Origin of the sequence: Pseudonocardia sp. C8 (assembly GCF_014267175.1) — a bacterium.
Taxonomy (GTDB): Bacteria; Actinomycetota; Actinomycetes; order Mycobacteriales; family Pseudonocardiaceae; genus Pseudonocardia.
Window position 1 is genome coordinate 1 of record NZ_JACMTR010000002.1, and the last position, 16,211, is coordinate 16,211.

The 16,211-nt window shown below is 75.5% G+C and carries 17 protein-coding genes; 14 read left to right on the top strand and 3 right to left on the bottom strand.

Annotation, left to right across the window (positions count from 1 at the left end; all coding sequences use genetic code 11):
• The 12 genes from H7X46_RS00585 to H7X46_RS00640 form a co-directional block, all read left to right on the top strand.
• Positions 1 to 1,055 (top strand): cell wall metabolism sensor histidine kinase WalK (locus tag H7X46_RS00585; RefSeq protein ID WP_186357537.1); only part of this gene is annotated, 1,055 nt, incomplete at its 5' end.
• 1 nt (position 1,056) lies between these two features.
• Positions 1,057 to 1,746 carry a response regulator transcription factor gene (locus tag H7X46_RS00590; RefSeq protein WP_186357538.1) on the top strand — a complete coding sequence of 230 codons (690 nt, stop codon included), beginning with the start codon at positions 1,057 to 1,059 and terminating at the stop codon, positions 1,744 to 1,746.
• A gap of 46 nt (positions 1,747 to 1,792) precedes the next feature.
• On the top strand, positions 1,793 to 2,800 hold the full coding sequence (locus H7X46_RS00595; protein ID WP_186357539.1) for a Ppx/GppA phosphatase family protein: 1,008 nt from the start codon (positions 1,793 to 1,795) through the stop codon (positions 2,798 to 2,800).
• The gene (locus H7X46_RS00600) at positions 2,800 to 4,008 is read left to right on the top strand and encodes a Yip1 family protein (RefSeq protein WP_186357540.1); all 1,209 of its coding nucleotides are present in this window, start codon (positions 2,800 to 2,802) and stop codon (positions 4,006 to 4,008) included. The genes H7X46_RS00595 and H7X46_RS00600 overlap by 1 nt, the downstream gene beginning before the upstream one ends.
• A 32-nt stretch (positions 4,009 to 4,040) precedes the next feature.
• Positions 4,041 to 4,913, top strand: coding sequence for a sugar phosphate isomerase/epimerase (locus H7X46_RS00605; RefSeq protein ID WP_186357541.1), 873 nt, complete (start codon positions 4,041 to 4,043; stop codon positions 4,911 to 4,913).
• Between the two features lie 10 nt (positions 4,914 to 4,923).
• Entirely contained in the window at positions 4,924 to 5,751 is an 828-nt protein-coding gene (locus tag H7X46_RS00610; protein ID WP_186357542.1) for a thioesterase family protein, read from the top strand.
• Between the two features lie 20 nt (positions 5,752 to 5,771).
• Entirely contained in the window at positions 5,772 to 6,572 is an 801-nt protein-coding gene (gene proC, locus H7X46_RS00615; protein WP_186357543.1) for a pyrroline-5-carboxylate reductase, read from the top strand.
• Positions 6,573 to 6,758: 186 nt separating this feature from the next.
• Complete coding sequence (locus H7X46_RS00620; protein ID WP_186357544.1) at positions 6,759 to 6,971, top strand: helix-turn-helix domain-containing protein; 213 nt, start codon at positions 6,759 to 6,761, stop codon at positions 6,969 to 6,971.
• Positions 6,972 to 7,156: 185 nt separating this feature from the next.
• Entirely contained in the window at positions 7,157 to 7,258 is a 102-nt protein-coding gene (locus tag H7X46_RS00625) for a 30S ribosomal protein bS22 (protein ID WP_010241351.1), read from the top strand.
• Positions 7,259 to 7,446: 188 nt separating this feature from the next.
• Positions 7,447 to 8,493 carry an NAD-dependent epimerase/dehydratase family protein gene (locus H7X46_RS00630; protein WP_186357545.1) on the top strand — a complete coding sequence of 349 codons (1,047 nt, stop codon included), beginning with the start codon at positions 7,447 to 7,449 and terminating at the stop codon, positions 8,491 to 8,493.
• Between the two features lie 71 nt (positions 8,494 to 8,564).
• Complete coding sequence (locus H7X46_RS00635) at positions 8,565 to 9,536, top strand: lysophospholipid acyltransferase family protein (RefSeq protein ID WP_186362354.1); 972 nt, start codon at positions 8,565 to 8,567, stop codon at positions 9,534 to 9,536.
• Between the two features lie 6 nt (positions 9,537 to 9,542).
• The gene (locus H7X46_RS00640; RefSeq protein WP_186357546.1) at positions 9,543 to 9,959 is read left to right on the top strand and encodes a DUF5313 family protein; all 417 of its coding nucleotides are present in this window, start codon (positions 9,543 to 9,545) and stop codon (positions 9,957 to 9,959) included.
• Here H7X46_RS00640 and H7X46_RS00645 read toward each other — a convergent pair whose 3' ends face one another.
• From H7X46_RS00645 to H7X46_RS00655, 3 genes are all read right to left on the bottom strand, one after another.
• Positions 9,960 to 10,868: an HAD family phosphatase gene (locus H7X46_RS00645; protein ID WP_222131470.1), complete on the bottom strand. Its 909-nt coding sequence runs from the start codon at positions 10,866 to 10,868 to the stop codon at positions 9,960 to 9,962.
• 152 nt (positions 10,869 to 11,020) lie between these two features.
• Entirely contained in the window at positions 11,021 to 12,475 is a 1,455-nt protein-coding gene (locus H7X46_RS00650) for a DUF5667 domain-containing protein (protein WP_186357548.1), read from the bottom strand.
• Positions 12,476 to 12,656: 181 nt separating this feature from the next.
• Positions 12,657 to 13,298: a sigma-70 family RNA polymerase sigma factor gene (locus H7X46_RS00655; protein WP_186362355.1), complete on the bottom strand. Its 642-nt coding sequence runs from the start codon at positions 13,296 to 13,298 to the stop codon at positions 12,657 to 12,659.
• 683 nt (positions 13,299 to 13,981) lie between these two features.
• On the opposite strand from H7X46_RS00655, the gene H7X46_RS00660 reads away from it, so the two are divergent.
• Entirely contained in the window at positions 13,982 to 15,559 is a 1,578-nt protein-coding gene (locus H7X46_RS00660) for an AMP-binding protein (protein ID WP_370588547.1), read from the top strand.
• On the top strand, positions 15,556 to 15,795 hold the full coding sequence (locus H7X46_RS00665) for a glutaredoxin family protein (RefSeq protein WP_186362356.1): 240 nt from the start codon (positions 15,556 to 15,558) through the stop codon (positions 15,793 to 15,795). The genes H7X46_RS00660 and H7X46_RS00665 overlap by 4 nt, the downstream gene beginning before the upstream one ends.
• Positions 15,796 to 16,211: the final 416 nt, after the last annotated feature.

Below are 16,211 nucleotides of genomic sequence, written 5' to 3' on the forward strand. Positions count from 1 at the left end.
GCACGTTCCGGGAGTCGTCGTCCGGGCTGGCGGTCGTCGGGTCCGGCGGCGAGGTGCTGCTGCACAACCCGCGCGCCGAGGCGCTCGGTGCCGTGACCGGCGACCGGCTCGACCCCCGCGCCTGGGCGGCCTGCCAGCGGGTGCACGCCGGCGACCGGTCCCTCGAGGTCGACCTGTCGCCGCTGGAGCGCACCCCCCGCGGGCCGGTCGCGGTGCAGGCCCGGGTCCGCGCGCTCGGCGACGGGTTCGCCCTCGTCGAGGCGGTCGACACCTCCGAGGTGGCCCGCCTGGAGGCGACCCGCCGCGACTTCGTCGCCAACGTCAGCCACGAGCTCAAGACGCCGGTCGGTGCGGTCGGGCTGCTGGCCGAGGCGCTGCTCGACACGCTCGACGGCCTCGAACCCGCCGAGGGGTCCGAGCCCGATGCGGCCGAGGTCCGCCGGTTCGGCGAGAAGCTCCTGCGCGAGGCCACCCGGATGGGCAACCTCGTGTCCGAGCTGATCGCGCTGTCCCGGCTGACCGGTGCCGAGCGGCTGCCGGAGCTGGCCGCCGTCGAGGTCGACGACGTGGTCGACGAGGCGCTCGCCCGCAGCCGCAACTCGGCCGAGTCGCACAGCGTGGAGATCACCGCGGACGAGGCGTCCGGCCTGGTCGTCGACGGCGACCGGAGCCTGCTGGTCACCGCGCTCACCAACCTCGTCGAGAACGCGATCGCCTACTCGCCCGCCGACTCCTCGGTGTCGGTGAGCCGCCGCGAGGTGGAGGGGTCGGTCGAGATCGCGGTCACCGACCGGGGCATCGGGATCGCGCCGGAACACCAGAAGCGGGTCTTCGAGCGCTTCTTCCGGGTCGACCCGGCGCGGTCGCGGGCGACCGGGGGTACCGGCCTGGGCCTGGCGATCGTCAAGCACGTCTGCGCGAACCACGGTGGCGAGGTGCGGCTGTGGAGCCGCCCCGGCACCGGATCGACGTTCACCATGCGGCTCCCCGCCCGGATGGGGATCACCGGCGCCGTCACGGGCGCACCGGAACGGGCCGCGAGAACCGGAGGATGAGATGACCAGGGTGTTGATCGTGGAGGACGAGGAGTCCTTCGCGGACCCGCTCGCGTTCATGCTGCGCAAGGAGGGCTTCACCACGGCCGTCGCGGCGAACGGCAACGACGCGCTGAGCGAGTTCGACCGCAACGGCGCCGACATCGTGCTGCTCGACCTCATGCTCCCCGGCATGAGCGGCACCGACGTCTGCAAGGCCCTGCGTTCCCGCTCCGCCGTCCCGGTGATCATGGTGACGGCCCGGGACAGCGAGATCGACAAGGTGGTCGGCCTGGAGCTCGGCGCCGACGACTACGTCACCAAGCCGTACTCGGCGCGCGAGCTGATCGCGCGGGTCCGCGCCGTGCTGCGCCGCGGCGGCGAACCGAACGGCGAGGCCGAGGGCGGCTCCGGCGTGCTGGAGGCCGGGCCGGTCCGGATGGACGTCGAGCGGCACGTCGTGTCGGTCAACGGCGCCGAGGTCGCGCTCCCGCTCAAGGAGTTCGACCTGCTCGAGTACCTGCTCCGCAACGTGGGCCGGGTGCTGACCCGGGCCCAGCTGATCGACCGGGTGTGGGGCGCCGACTACGTCGGCGACACCAAGACCCTCGACGTGCACGTGAAGCGGCTGCGCTCGAAGGTCGAGGACGACCCGTCGAACCCGCGCTACCTGGTCACGGTCCGTGGGCTGGGCTACAAGTTCGAGGTGTGACGAAGGGGTTGCCCGGCCGTCGATAACGGCTCGGTAACCTGATCGCGTGCGCCTGGCCGTGCTCGACGTGGGGTCCAACACCGTCCACCTGCTCGTGGTGGACGCGCACCGCGGTGCGCACCCCACGCCGATGTCCTCGGACAAGGACCAGCTCCGGCTGGCCGAGCACCTCGACGCCGGGGGCGCGCTGGGGCCGGTCGGGATCAAGGCGTTGCTGGAGAGCGTGCACCGGGCCCGCGACATCGCCAAGGCCGCCGCCTGCGACGACCTGATGGCCTTCGCGACCTCGGCGCTGCGCGACGCCACGAACTCGGCCGAGGTGCTGGCGCTGGTGCGGCGGGAGACCGGGGTGACCCTGGAGGTGCTGCCCGGCGAGGACGAGGCCCGCTGGACCTTCCTCGCCGTCCGCCGCTGGTGCGGCTGGTCGGCGGGCCGCCTGCTGGTGCTCGACATCGGCGGCGGGTCCCTGGAGCTCGCGGTCGGCCGGGACGAGACCCCGGACATCGCCGCGTCGGTGCCGCTGGGCGCGGGCCGGCTGACCCGGGAGGCGTTCACCGCCGACCCGCCGTCGCGGGCCGAGATCGCGGCCCTCACCGAGCGGGTCCGCGACGAGCTCGCCCCGGTCGCCGGGCGGCTGCGCGCCGCCGGCACCCCGGACCGCGCGGTTGGGACGTCGAAGACCTTCCGGACGCTCGCCCGGCTGACCGGCGCGGCACCGTCCGGCGCGGGGCCGCGGGCGCACCGCGCGCTGACCGCGCAGGGGCTGCGCCAGCTGTCGGCGTTCGTCACCCGGATGTCCGGGCCGGACCTCGCCCAGCTGGACGGCGTCAGCCCCAGCCGGGCGCACCAGCTCGTCGCCGGCACCGTCGTGGCGCAGGCCGCGATGGACGCGCTCGGCGTCGACGAGCTCGACATCTGCCCGTGGGCACTGCGCGAGGGCGTGATCCTGCGCCGCTTCGACATGCTCGACGGAGCGAACGGGGACGACCGCTCGGCGCACGTTTCGCAGGGTGGGCTTGGACCCTTGACAACACACAGGGCACGGTGGTCGTGATGAGTGTCGACAGCGGAGAGCCCCGCCAGCGGACCGTCGCCGAGCTGCTGGCCGCCAACGGCGGCGCGCAGACCGGCGGGCGGCGCCGCCGCCGGCGTGCGGCCGAGGACGAGCCGGCCGGCGGCACCCCGCCGCCCGGTCCCGGTCGTCCCGCGCCCGACGCGCCGGCCGGAGCCGGGGCGCCGCCTCGGCCCGTGTCCGCCGACCGGCCGCGCCCGCCGGGACCGCCCGGCCCGGGTGGCCGGCCCGGCGAGGGGCAGGCCCCGGCCGAGCACCCGTCGTTCCCGTCCCGGCGGCCGCAGCCCGCCGACGGGCCGACCGGCGTGTTCCCCCCGCGCGGCCCGATGAACGGGCACGGGCCGCAGGCGTACGCGCCGAACGGTGCCCCGCAGGGCCCCGGCGAGCCCCGCCCCGCCCCGAACGGCTACGCGAACGGGTTCGACCGCGGCGGCTACGGCCCGCCGCCCGTTGACCCGCCCGCCCGCCCGGTCGCCCGCCCGCCCGAACCGCGGACGTCCGGCGACGGCGGCCCGTACGGTCCCGGCGGCGCCGACGAGATCCCGACCAGCCGGTTCGGGGCCCGCCGCCCCGCGGCCGACGCCGACGGCGGCCCGCCGACCCAGATCGGGGCCCCGCCGCTGGAGGACGACGCCGACGACCGGCCCGCGCCCGCCGACCCGGGCCCGCCGACCGGGGCCTACGACCCGTTCGTCGACGACGACGAGCAGGAGGGGCCGGACGGGGGCCGGACCGCCGCCCTCGCCGCCCCCGCCCCTCCGGACACCGGCGAGGACCAGGACGGCACCGCCGGGGACGACGCGTCGCGCGGCCGGCTCGGCCGCCGCCGTCGTCCGGAGGAGCCGGACGACGCCGGCGCCGCGGACGGGACCGAGCAGGGCCGCGCGCCCGCCGGGCTCGCGGACGCCGGGTCCGCCGGCGCCGCGGGCACCGGGCAGGCGTGGGCCGTGGTGATCGCGCAGTGGATCGGTGGTGCCGTCGCCGGGGCCGCGATCTGGGTGCTGTTCCGCTACCTGTGGTTCTCGTTCCCGATCGTGGCGCTCGCGCTGGCCGTGGTCCTCACCGTCGGCCTCGTGCTCGGCGTCCGCGCCCTGCTGCGCAACGACGACCTCAAGACCACGCTGTTCGCGGTGCTGGTCGGGCTGCTGTTGACCGTGTCCCCGGCGATCCTGGTGCTGCTGGACCGGTAACGATGCGCGATCGGGCGGCGACTCCAGGTGCGATGACGTCGCCCCCACGCGTGCCCGCCGTGCCACCGCCCTGGGTGCCGATCGCACTCTCGACCGCGTCGGTCTACCCGGAGGGGGTCGCGGCCGGGTTCGAGATCGCCGCGGAGCTCGGCTACGACGGAGTCGAGCTGATGGTCTGGACGGACCCGGTCAGCCAGAACCCGCGTGCGGTCGAGCGGCTCGCGGAGCGGTACGGCGTGCCGGTCCTCGCCGTGCACGCGCCCTGCCTCGCGGTGACCCAGCGGGTGTGGGGTGCCGATCCGGTGCTCCGGTTGCGCCGCACCGTGCAGGTCGCCGCCGGGCTGGGCGCGCGGACCGTCGTCGTGCACCCGCCGTTCCGCTGGCAGCGGCGCTACGCCGGGGTGTTCGCCGACGAGGTGGCCCGCGCCCGGGAGCACCACGACGTCACGCTGCCGGTGGAGAACATGTTCCCGGTGAAGCGCGGCGCGATCAGCACCGTGCCGTACGCGCCCGGTCACGACCCCACGGAGGTCGGCTTCGGCGCCTACACCCTGGACCTGTCGCACACGGCGGCCGCGGGCGTGGACGCGCTGGGGCTCATGGAGCGCATGGGGAGCCGGCTCACCCACCTGCACCTGACCGACGGCTCCGGCGCCCCGCGGGACGAGCACCTGGTCCCGGGCCGCGGCGGCCAGCCGTGCGCGCAGGTCTGCCAGGCGCTGGCCGACGGGCCGTTCGCGCGCAGCGGCGGCACCGTCGTCCTGGAGGTGTCCACCCGGCGCTGCCGGACCCGCCAGGAACGCACCGGCCTGCTCGCCGAGTCGCTGCTGTTCGCCCGCCTGCACCTCGCACCGACCGTCCGGAAGGAGTCCCGGCGGGTTCTCGCCGAACCTACTCGCAGGTAACGTGCGGGGCATGACCAGTACGACGGTCCGCACCGGGCGCCCGTTCGCGGACGCGCACGTCCTCGACGACCTCGGTGACGGCCGGTTCCGCGCCCGGCTCGACGACGTCTGGGCGGTCGGCCCGAAGGCGTTCGGCGGGCTGCTGATGGTGCTGATGGCGAAGGCCGGCCTGGCCCGGCTGGCAGCCGGCGACGCGCCCGCCCCCGACCCGCTCGCCGTCTCCGCGGACTTCCTGCGGGCCCCCGACCTGCGCCCGGTCGAGCTGGAGGCCACCCCGCTCAAGATCGGCCGGACCGTCTCGTCGGTCGCGGTACGGATGCTGCAGGACGGGCGGACGATGCTGCACGCGACGGTCACCGCCGGCGTCCTCCCGGACGGGGAGCCCCGCTGGGAGACCGGTGCCGCCCTCGCCGCCGAACCGGCCACCGACGCCGTGGACCCCGGATCCGCCGAGGGCGGGGCCCGTGGCCTGGCCGCGGCGTGCGAGCTGCGGTACCCGCCGGACGCGCTGCCGTTCCTGCGCGGGGAGACCGGACCGCCGGAGATGTCCGGCTGGGTGCGGCCGCGTGGCGAGGACCCGGACGTGCTGTTCGCGCTGCTGGCGGGGGACATCCTGCCGCCGACCGTGTTCAACCTCGGCGGGTCGCCGGCCTGGGCGCCGACCGTGCAGCTCACCGCGCTGCTGCGGGCGCGGCCGGTGCCGGGCTGGCTGCGGGTGGAGTCCCGCTCGCGGACCGTCGCGGGTGGCCAGTTCGACGAGGACGTGACCGTCGTCGACGCGGCCGGGCGCACCGTCTGCCAGGCCCGCCAGCTCGCCCTCGCCCCGCTGCCCCGGTAACAGCTTCCTAGGCTGCCCCCATGACACGCATCGCGGTACTGGGTGGGGGACGGATCGGGGAGGCGCTGCTCGGCGGCCTGCTGGCGGCCGGGCGGGACGCCGGGGACCTCGTGTTCACGGAGAAGGCGCCGGAGCGGGCCCAGGAGCTGTCCGCGCGGCTCGGGGTCGCCGCCGAGCCGGTGGCCGACGCGGTGCGCGGGGCCGACACGGTCGTCGTCGCGGTGAAGCCGCAGGACGTCGTCGCGTTGCTCGGGCAGGTGACCGGCCCGCTGGAGGACGGTGCGCTGGTGATCTCGCTGTGCGCGGGCCTGCCGACGTCGCTGTTCGAGGGCGCGCTGCCTGCGGGGACCCCGGTGGTGCGGGTCATGCCGAACACCCCGATGCTGCTCGGCGCCGCCATGTGCGCGATCTCCCCGGGCGCGCACGCCACCGACGAGCACCTCGCCCGGACCGAGTCGCTGCTCGGCACGGTGGGCTCGGTGCTGCGGATCGACGAGGCGAAGCAGGACGCCGCGACCGCCGTCTCCGGCTCGGGGCCCGCGTACTTCTTCCTGGTCGCCGAGGCGATGATCGAGGCGGGTGTCGGGCTCGGGCTGACCCGCGCCGCGGCCACCGAGCTCACGGTGCAGACCGCGCTGGGCGCCGCCCGGATGCTGCGCGAGACCGGGGAGCACCCGGCCGTGCTCCGGGAGAACGTCACCTCCCCGGCCGGGACGACGGCCGCCGGGCTGCGCGAGCTGGAGCGGCACGGGCTGCGCTCGGCCTTCGCGGACGCCGTCACCGCGGCCCACGACCGGTCCGTCGAACTCGGCCGGGGCTGAGCACCGCCCGTCGTCCCCCGTTCAGCGCATCGGATGACCAGGCGTCACCCTGACGCGCCGCAGCCATGCACGAACGGGCCACCCACGCAGGGACCGATCGTCACATCCGCACCGGTAGACTCCACCTGCATCCCCCACCACCGGGACATCCGGAAGGTCCGTACCGGGGGAGGAAGGCGGTGCACGATGCCGGCGGAACGTCCCGAGCCCCTGCGGCCGGCCCAGGTGCAGTTCCTGACGGTGGCCGAGGTCGCGTCCATGATGCGGGTGTCCAAGATGACCGTGTACCGCCTCGTGCACTCGGGCGAGCTGCCCGCGGCGCGGGTCGGCCGCTCCTTCCGGGTGCCGCAGCGCGCCGTCGAGGACTACCTGCGCAACGCCTACTTCGACGCGGGCTGAGGCGCGGGCCCGGCTCGCACGGTCCCCCGTCCGGGGGCCGGCGCGGACCCCGGTAGACTGGCGCACCGGCTGCCGACCCCCACCGGTCGCACCCCCGCACCGTTCGCACGGCGCGGGCGGCCCGCCTCGAGGTCACCCGGTGGAGCGGTCGCGGGCGATCTGCGTCGACACAGGAGGAGCACCCCATGGGCTCGGTCATCAAGAAGCGCCGCAAGCGGATGTCGAAGAAGAAGCACCGCAAGCTGCTGCGCAAGACCCGGGTGCAGCGCCGCAAGCTCGGCAAGTGACTCGCGCACCGGCCGCGTACCCGCTCCGTGCGGGTGCGCGGCCGGTGTCGTTCACACGGGCACCCGGCCGGCGTTCATCGACACGTCACCCGTGTCGGGCCGTCCGGACCGTGCCCGCTGCGACCGGCGAGGGCTAGCATCGACCCGGTCGTCCCCCGCTCGTTCCTCCTCGCTCAGTGAGGTCGCCCATGTCCCAGCCGACCCCGAACGTCGTGCTGGTCACCGGTGTGAGCGGATACCTCGGCGGGCACCTGGCCGCGCGGCTGGCCGCGAACCCGGACATCGACCGGGTGCTGGGCGTCGACACCGTCCCCCCGCCGCGGGACCTGCTGAAGCGGATGGGCCGCGCCGAGTTCGTGCGCGCCGACATCCGCAACCCGCTGATCGCCAAGGTCATCTCCACCGCCGGTGTCGACACCGTGGTGCACGCGTCGCTGTCGGCCAGCCCCGCCTCCGCGGGCGGCCGGGCGACGATGAAGGAGATGAACGTGATCGGCACGATGCAGCTGCTCGCCGCCTGCCAGAAGGCGGCGAGCGTGCGGCGGGTCGTGCTGAAGTCGACGACCGCGGTGTACGGCTCCAGCTCCCGCGACCCGGCGGTGTTCGACGAGGCGATCGGCGCGAAGGACCTCCCCAGCGGCGGCTACGCCAAGGACGCCGCCGAGATCGAGGGCTACCTGCGCGGGTTCAGCCGCCGCCGCCCGGACGTGACGACCACCGTGCTCCGGTTCGCCAACTTCATCGGGCCCCGGATCGACACCGTCCTGACCCGCTACTTCGCGCTCCCGGTGGTGCCGACCGTGCTCGGCTACGACGCCCGGATCCAGCTGCTGCACGAGGAGGACGGCCTCGCCGTCCTGGAGCGGGCCGCCACCCACGAGCTGCCCGGCGTCTTCAACGTCGCCGCGCACGGGGTGCTGATGCTGTCCCAGGCGATCCGCCGCGCCGGCAAGATCGCGGTGCCGGTCCCGAGCAGCGCCGTCAGCCCGGTGAGCCGGGTGCTGCGCGGCGCCCGGGTGGTCGACTTCTCCCCGGAGCAGATGCGCTTCCTCAACTTCGGCCGGGTCGTCGACCTGACCCGGCTCATCGACGAGTTCGGCTTCGAACCGCGCTGGACGACCACCCAGGCGTTCGACGACTTCGTCCGCGGCAAGGCGCTCAGCCCGGTGCTCGGCCCGGAGCGGATCGCCGCGGCCGAGCGGACCGTGCTCGGCCTGGCCCGGGCGCTGCGCTAGGCGGCGGCATGACGGTGCACGACAACGGGCAGCCGCGCGGGCGGCGCGGCGGGACGACGAAGGGCGACGGCATGGCCGAGGCGCGGGTGATCCCGATCCGGGGCAACCGGGGACCTGCCCGGCCCGCGCGGGCCGAGGAGCCGGTCCGGCCGGCGGCCGTCCCGCCGATGCCGGAGGCGCCCGACGACGAGACCGAGCAGCCGGCCTGGGAGTCCGCGCTGGAGCAGGTGCTGGAGTTCCTGCGCCGCCGCCTGGCCGGCGACTACCAGGTCGACGAGTTCGGGTTCGACCCCGAGCTGACCGAGGCGATGGTGCTGCCCACCCTGCGCCCCCTCTACCGGCACTGGTTCCGGGTCGAGACGATCGGTGCCCACCACATCCCGGAGACCGGCGGGGCGCTGCTCGTCGCCAACCACTCCGGGACGCTGCCGCTGGACGCCGCGATGACCACCGTCGCCGTCCACGACGACCACCCCGGGCACCGGCACCTGCGGCTGCTGGGCGCGGACCTGATGTTCCGGCTCCCGGTGTCCGGGTCGCTGGCCCGCAAGTCCGGGGCCACCCTGGCCTGCAACCCGGACGCCGAACGGCTGATGACCTCCGGGGAGCTCGTCGGCGTGTTCCCGGAGGGGTTCAAGGGCATCGGGAAACCCTTCCGGGACCGGTACAAGCTGCAGCGCTTCGGCCGCGGCGGCTTCGTCTCCGCGGCGCTGCGCACCGGCGTGCCGATCATCCCGTGCTCGATCGTCGGGGCCGAGGAGATCTACCCGAAGATCGGTGACATCGCGCCGCTGGCCCGGCTGGTCGGGGCGCCGTACTTCCCGGTCACCCCCACGTTCCCGCTGCTCGGCCCGGCGGGGCTGATCCCGCTGCCGTCGAAGTGGTACATCGAGTTCGGCGAGCCGATCCACACCGACCAGCACACCCCGGCCGACGCCGAGGACCCGATGCTGGTGTTCAACCTGACCGACCAGGTCCGGGAGACGATCCAGCACACGCTGTACCGGCTGCTGTCCCAACGCCGGAACGTCTTCCTCGGCTGAGCCGCGGTGGACGCGCCCCGCCGGCCGGGCCCGCTGCGCTGGCTGTGGTACGCGGCCGGGGGCCGGCTGCCCGCCCGCCACCGGGACTGGGTGCTGCACGACACCACCTGCCGGACCTGGCACGTGCGGCACTTCGCGCGCACGGTGGCGCTCCTGACCGTCCTGTCGGTCCCGATCGCGCTGCTGGTGCCCGGCCCGCTGTGGCTGAGGCTCACGGCGCTGCTGCTCGGCTGGCTGGTGTCGCTGCAGTACTCGCTGTTCGTGATGGAGGAGGCCGTCGAGAACCGGGTGGTGAAGGCCGGCTTCCCGGCCGGGACCGCCCGGGCGACACGGGCCGCCGCCACCGCGGGCGAGCGCGCCGCGGCGGCGCGGCGCTACGCCGAGCGCTACCGCGACGACGGTGCGGACCCCGGCGGGGACTAGCTAGCGCTTCCGGTAGGCCATCCCGGCCGCCACCGCACCCGCCACCGCGCCGGCGCCCAGCACCGACGGCACCCCGATCCGGGCCGCCTTGCGCCCGGTCCGGAAGTCGCGGATCTGCCAGTTCCGGGCCTTCGCCACGTCCCGCAGCTCGGAGTCCGGGTTGACGGCCACCGCGGTGCCCACCGCCGACAGCATCGGGACGTCGTTCACCGAGTCCGAGTAGGCGGTGCAGCGCCGCAGGTCCAGGCCCTCGGCCGCGGCCAGCGCGCGGACCGCGTGCGCCTTCGCCGGGCCGTGCAGGATCTCGCCGACCAGCCGGCCGGTGTAGAGGCCGTCGACCGACTCCGCGACCGTCCCGAGCGCCCCGGTCAGCCCGAGCCGGCGGGCGATGATCCGGGCCAGCTCGACCGGGGTCGCGGTGACCAGCCAGACCCGCTGTCCGGCGTCCAGGTGCATCTGGGCGAGCGCCCGGGTGCCGGTCCAGATCCGGTCGGCCATCAGCTCGTCGTAGATCTCCTCGCCGAGCGCGACGACCTCGTCGACCGGCCGGCCCGCGACGAACGACAGCGCGGTGTCCCGGTGCCCGGCGATGCCGCCCTTGTCCTCCCGGCCACCGATCCGGAACTTCAGCTGCTGCCAGGCGAAGCCGGCCAGGTCGGAGGTGGTGAAGAACTTGCGTGCGGCGAGCCCGCGGGCGAAGTGGAAGATCGACGCGCCGACCATCATCGTGTTGTCGACGTCGAAGAACGCCGCCGCGGTCAGGTCCGGCGGCGGGGCGTCGGCGTCGGGCTCCTCGAGCCGGGCGTCGGCGTGCTCGGCGGCGACCGCGGCGGCGGCCGAGGCCTGCCCGGCCCGCTGCGCGGAGTCGAGCGCGGTCGCGCTCTCCAGCACGCCGGGCTCCTCCGCCAGCCCGGTCTCGCGCCCGGTCGGGTCGAGGTTGACCTCGTCGGGAACGGACCCGGGATCACTCACCACGGCGGCCTTCCTGGTGCGACGGCGTCACGCGCCCTGAGGATGCCCGGGCGCGCTCCCAGCCTACTTGCGCGCGGGCGGAACGCGGATCAGTCGCCCGTGGCCGAACCGAGCCCGGGCAGCAGCGGCGGGAGCGTGATCGGCGGGAGCAGCTTGCCGTCCGGCGACGACGGACCCTGCGACGGCGTGCTGCTCGGCGAGCTGCTGGTGGGGACCCCGGGGTCGCCCAGCAGCGGCAGGCCGCCGCGGCTCGTCTCGCCGCTCTCGGTCGTGCTGGTCGGGGCCTCCGACGACGACGTCTCCGGGCTCGTGGTCTCCGCGCTCGGCGACCCGGTCCCGGACGGTGTCGTGGACTCCTCCGGCGTCGACGTCGCCGACTGCCGGGAGGCGTCGCCGCTCGTCGTTCCGCCCGTGCGGCACTCGCCGGGGACCGGCCCGAGGTCGTCGACGGTGCCCCCGCCGTCCGTGGCGCAGCCGCTGCCCGCGCGCAGCGCCTCGGCCCGCGCCAGCACCCGGTCGAGGAGCTCGACGGCGTCGGCGGTCGCCGGGCGGCTCTCGGCGGGCAGCTCCTCCTGCAGCCGGGTGAGCCGGCCGGACTGGGCGGCCGCCCACGTCCGGAGCTCGGCGAGCCGGGCGGAGCCGGCGCCGTCGGTGCCGGCGTCGGCCAGCATCAGCCGGCTGCCGGTGCCGGTGGCCCGGTGGAAGTCCTCCATGGCGGCCGCGACCTCGCCCGGCGACGGCGGGGTCGCGCGGGCCACCATGCTCTCCAGCTCGTCCACCCGGGACCGGGCCAGGTCGAGCTGGCGGGCGGCCTCGGCCTGCTCGCCGACGGTGAAGACCCCGCCGACGCTCTCGCTGGCCCGCTTCATGCCGTACATGGTGTCGCCCGGCAGGGCGTCCCGGCTGACCGTCGAGGTCACGCCGGCGATCACCGCGATCGCGGCGAACCCGCCGACCACGATGCCGAAGCGCTTGCGCACGCTCGGGCGGCGGCGCTCCAGCATCCGCGGGCCCGACGGGCGGGCGGCCTCGTCACGGCCGGGACCGGCGTCGGTGTCACGGGCCGGGCCGGCGGCCGCGGCGGCCGTCGACCGCTCCGGGTGGTCCGGGTGGTCGCTCGGCAGCACGTGCCGGCCGCGGCGCGGGCGCGGCGAGCGCGCACCCGGGTCGTCGGCGACGGGCGTGCGCTCCCCGGCGGAGCGCCGGCTGGACACCGCGTCCCAGTCGAGGTCATCGGCGATCGGCGGGCCGATCGGCGCGGTCAGGTCGCCCCGGTCGGCGTGCGGGCCGGTGGGCCGGCCGCCGTGCGACGGCCCGCTCCCGGGCTGCTCCGCACCCCCGATACCCTCCCGCGCGAGCACGTCGAAGAAGCGCTGCCGCATCCGGTCCGAGGCGTGCGGGTCCGGCGAGAGGTCACGGCGCGAACGGTCGAGCGCCGCGGCCAGCGCGACCTCGTGCGCCAGCTCCTCCGACGCAGGAGCGCCCGCCGGGGCCCGGTCGAAGCCGTCCTCCGCCGGATACCTGTCGTCCCATGCCCTGGGCATGCCGTCCGTCCTCACTGCAGTCTCGCGCTGCTCGTCGGCGCGTACCTGGCGCGCTCGTCTGCACAACGACCGACCGGCCACGAGGTTACGGCCCCGCTACCGTTCACCGCATCGAGTTGTGCGCTCACCGCAGTAACCCGCAGCGTCCCTCGTGCTGCGGCCGTTCCGGCCGCTGCGCCGCTCACCGCAGACCGTCCGGGAGCAGCTGGGCGAGCCGGCGGACGGCCCGGTGCTGGAGGGCCTTCACAGCCCCCTCGTTGCGGTCCATCAGCTCGGCGGTCTCGGCGACCGAGAGGCCGCGCAGGAAGCGGTACTGGATGCACTCGCGCTGGTCCTGGTTGAGCTTGGCGATCGAGGCCAGCAGCTCCTCGTTGGTGGCCATGTCGAGCACCTGCTGCTCGGGGCCGCCGGTCGCCGGCGAGAAGTCGACCATCTCGGAGGTGGTCTGCTCGAGCCGGTACCGGCTCGACTTCACATGGTCGAAGATCAGGTTCCGGGCGATCGTGACGAACCAGGCCCCGATGTCGCGGCCCTGGTAGGTGACCGAGGAGATCCGGCGCAGCGCCCGGACGAAGGTCTCCTGGGTGACGTCCTCGGCGAACGCCCGGTCGCCCATCCGGAACAGCACGTACCGGTACACGACGTCGTGGTAGCGCTCGTACAGCTCGCCGAACGCCCCGGCGTCGCCGGACTGGCAGGCCTCGACGAGGGCCCAGGAGCTGTTGGCGTCCTCGACCGCGCGGGCCGCCTCGGCGGCGGGGTCGCCGTGCTCGGGTCGCGGCACGTCCTGCGAGATCTGCGGGGCCCGGCGGGGAGCCGGCATGTTCTGGTCCGTACCGGGCAGGGCGGTCCGGTTCGGGTGGTGCGGGGGAGCGTCGACCAGGGGAGCGGACGCGATCGGCCCCGTCGGCGCGGACGGTGCTGAGGTCGCTGAAGTCACGGACACCTCCCCGTCCGGCTGGGGGCGGACGGCGTCGGGTCGGTCCCGTCCGGGGTCGGGGGCCCGGTCGGGACGGACGGCTGGGTCGGCTGCGGTCTCGGGGTGTTCGGCGTGCCGGGGGGACCGGTGCGGGCGCATCGGTCGGGTCATGGGTCCCGAGGGCTCGGGCGCCGGCCGGTACGGCACCGGTCGGTGGGCCCGGCGCGGCGCAGGACGTCGCACCTCGCTCCGTGTGCGGCGCGGCGCTCGGCGCCGGCACCGCGTGGCGGTGCGCTGGCGATCTGCATGCCACTCCCTCGGGTGAGTCGCGCGACGAACCGGCGGTTCGCGCGTTGAACCTCATGTAGCGGCGGAGCATAGACGTTGATCGAGTGGCGCATGGCACGTCCTGCCTCTCACCGCGCCTCGGTCCGCCGAGCGGCCGCATGTGCGCGGTCAGCGAACCGTTAGCTCAGTGTGACTGAATTGACACGGTACGTATGCAGCGACGAGCGGTGCGTGCGCGCGGCGGCCGTTTGCCAGACTGACCGCACGCGTCACGAGTCGTGTCGAGAGGAAGACCTCCCGTGCCGAGTTCCCAGCCAGCACCCGCCGAGGGGTCGATCGTCCACCTCGCCGACCTGATCGCCCGCAACGCCGCCGACCGGCCCGGGCACGACGCCGTCCGCGACCTGTCCGGCGCCGCCCCGCTGACGCTGTCCTGGGCGGCGTTCGACGCGGCGGTGAGCGCCGAGGCGGCCCGGCTGCGGGCCTCCGGGGCCCGGCCCGGCGACCGGGTCGCCGTCGGGTTGCCGGACGGCGCCGCCTACTGCGTCGCGGTGTTCGGCGCGCTGCGCGCGGACGCCGTCGTCGTGCCCTTCGCGGCCGGATCGGTCACCCGCGAGCTGGAGGTCGTGTTCGGCCAGGCCGAACCGGTCGTCGTCGTGGCCGGGCCGGACGACGAGGCGGCCGCCGGGTGCGCGGAGGGCTGCGGGGCGCGGCTACTGGCGCCGCCGGACCCGTCGGCGCCCGCCCCGGACGTCGCCCCGCAGCGGGCACCCGCGGACCCCGAGCGGCTCGCCGTGATCGTCTTCACGTCGGGCACGACCGGGCGCCCGCGCGGGGTGCAGCTGAGCCACCGGGCGCTGCTGGCGAACCGCCGGCAGGCCGCCGAGCTGCGGCCGGCCCCGGTGAACGGCGTCGACCGGGTGCTGCTGGCCCTGCCCCTGTTCCACGTCTACGGCCTCGCCGCCGGCCTGCTGCAGGTCTGCTGGGCCGGGGCGACCGTCGTCCTGCCCGGCCGGTTCGACCCGGAACGGATGGTGGACGCCGTCGTCGACGAGCGGGTGAGCGTGATCGCCGGTGTCCCGTCGATGTTCCGGGCCCTGCTCGGGCTGCCGGCCGAGCGGCTCCGGTCCGCGATGGGCGGGGTGCGGCTGTGCACCTCCGGCGGCGCCCCGCTGCGCGCCGACTGGCTGGCCGACTTCCGCGCCGCGACCGGGCTCGACCTGCACGAGGGCTACGGCCTGTCCGAGGGCGGCCCGGTGATCACCAGCAACGACCTCGGCCGGCCGGCGAAGCCGGGGTCGGTCGGCAAGCCCCTGCCGGGTGTGGAGCTGCGGCTGGTGGATGCGGCCGGCCGCCCGCTCGACGAGCCGGAACCCCCGGCGGACGACGAGGAGATCGACCTCGACGTCGGCTCCGACACCGGCGACGACACCGGCCTGATCGCGCTGCGCGGGCCGAACCTGTTCTCCGGCTACTGGCCGGACGGCTCCGGCGGTCCGGGCGAGGACGGCTGGTTCGTCACCGCCGACGTCGGCTACCTCGACGCCGACGGCGACCTGCACCTGGTCGACCGGTCGTCCGACCTGGTGATCGTGAACGGGTTCAACGTCTACCCGCGCGAGGTCGAGCAGGTCGTCGCCGAGCTCGACGCGGTCGCCGAGGTCGCCGTCGTCGGGGTGCCGGACGACCGGACCGGCGCCGCCGTGAAGGCCGTCGTGGTCGCCGTGCCGGGGTCCGGGCTCACCGAGGAACGGATCGTCGAGCACTGCGCGGCCCGGCTCGCCCGGTTCAAGCGGCCCGCGGTCGTCGCGTTCACCGACGAGCTGCCCCGCACGCCCACGGGCAAGATCGCCCGCCGGACGCTGGCGTGGATGTGACCGTGCGGGTGCGGCTGCTGACCCGGGCCGGCTGCCACCTGTGCGCCGACGCCGCCGAGATCGTCGCGCGGGTGTGCGCCGAGACCGGCACCGGATGGGACACGCTCGACGTCGACACCGACCCGGAGCTGCGCGCCGAGTACGGCGACCAGGTGCCGGTGGTGTTGCTGGACGGCCGGGAACACGACTCGTTCCGGGTCGACGAGGCCCGGTTGCGGGCGGACCTGTCGGGCTGACCCGCAGGTGCTCGTCGCCCGTGGGTCGATCAACACGATCAGGCCGTCGCCGGGGCGAGATCGTGCATGTCGTCCCACGGACTGATGTCGATCTGCACGTATCGGCCGTGCTCGGGGCGGAAGCGTGCGCGTGGACGGTGGGTGCGGAGTCGATCTGCGCGGTGGTGCCGGCACGGGGGCGGATTCGTGCGAGCGGACGGCCTGCCACGATCCGATCAGCACGTACCGGCCGTAGTCGGGGCAGGAACGTGCGTGTCGACCTGAGGCCGGGGTGTCGATCAGCACGCTGCTGCCCGTATCCGGGGGACGTGTGCGCGTCGAGGGCCGCTCCCCCGAGGCGGGTGGTGTTCACCGCACCCTGGTGTCCGCGGGATCGGGCCGCGACGCGTTCGGCGCACGGCTGGGCGCGCTCGCCG

What these genes read in the sequence shown, in the direction of transcription:
- H7X46_RS00635 (WP_186362354.1), top strand. Translation starts at nt 8,565, where the DNA reads ATGGCCGAGGCGCGGGTGATCCCGATCCGGGGCAACCGGGGACCTGCC.
- H7X46_RS00610 (WP_186357542.1), top strand. Translation starts at nt 4,924, where the DNA reads ATGACCAGTACGACGGTCCGCACCGGGCGCCCGTTCGCGGACGCGCAC.
- proC (WP_186357543.1), top strand. Translation starts at nt 5,772, where the DNA reads ATGACACGCATCGCGGTACTGGGTGGGGGACGGATCGGGGAGGCGCTG.
- H7X46_RS00650 (WP_186357548.1), bottom strand. Translation starts at nt 12,475, where the DNA reads ATGCCCAGGGCATGGGACGACAGGTATCCGGCGGAGGACGGCTTCGAC.
- H7X46_RS00590 (WP_186357538.1), top strand. Translation starts at nt 1,057, where the DNA reads ATGACCAGGGTGTTGATCGTGGAGGACGAGGAGTCCTTCGCGGACCCG.
- H7X46_RS00605 (WP_186357541.1), top strand. Translation starts at nt 4,041, where the DNA reads ATGACGTCGCCCCCACGCGTGCCCGCCGTGCCACCGCCCTGGGTGCCG.
- H7X46_RS00625 (WP_010241351.1), top strand. Translation starts at nt 7,157, where the DNA reads ATGGGCTCGGTCATCAAGAAGCGCCGCAAGCGGATGTCGAAGAAGAAG.
- H7X46_RS00620 (WP_186357544.1), top strand. Translation starts at nt 6,759, where the DNA reads ATGCCGGCGGAACGTCCCGAGCCCCTGCGGCCGGCCCAGGTGCAGTTC.
- H7X46_RS00630 (WP_186357545.1), top strand. Translation starts at nt 7,447, where the DNA reads ATGTCCCAGCCGACCCCGAACGTCGTGCTGGTCACCGGTGTGAGCGGA.
- H7X46_RS00600 (WP_186357540.1), top strand. Translation starts at nt 2,800, where the DNA reads ATGAGTGTCGACAGCGGAGAGCCCCGCCAGCGGACCGTCGCCGAGCTG.
- H7X46_RS00655 (WP_186362355.1), bottom strand. Translation starts at nt 13,298, where the DNA reads ATGCCGGCTCCCCGCCGGGCCCCGCAGATCTCGCAGGACGTGCCGCGA.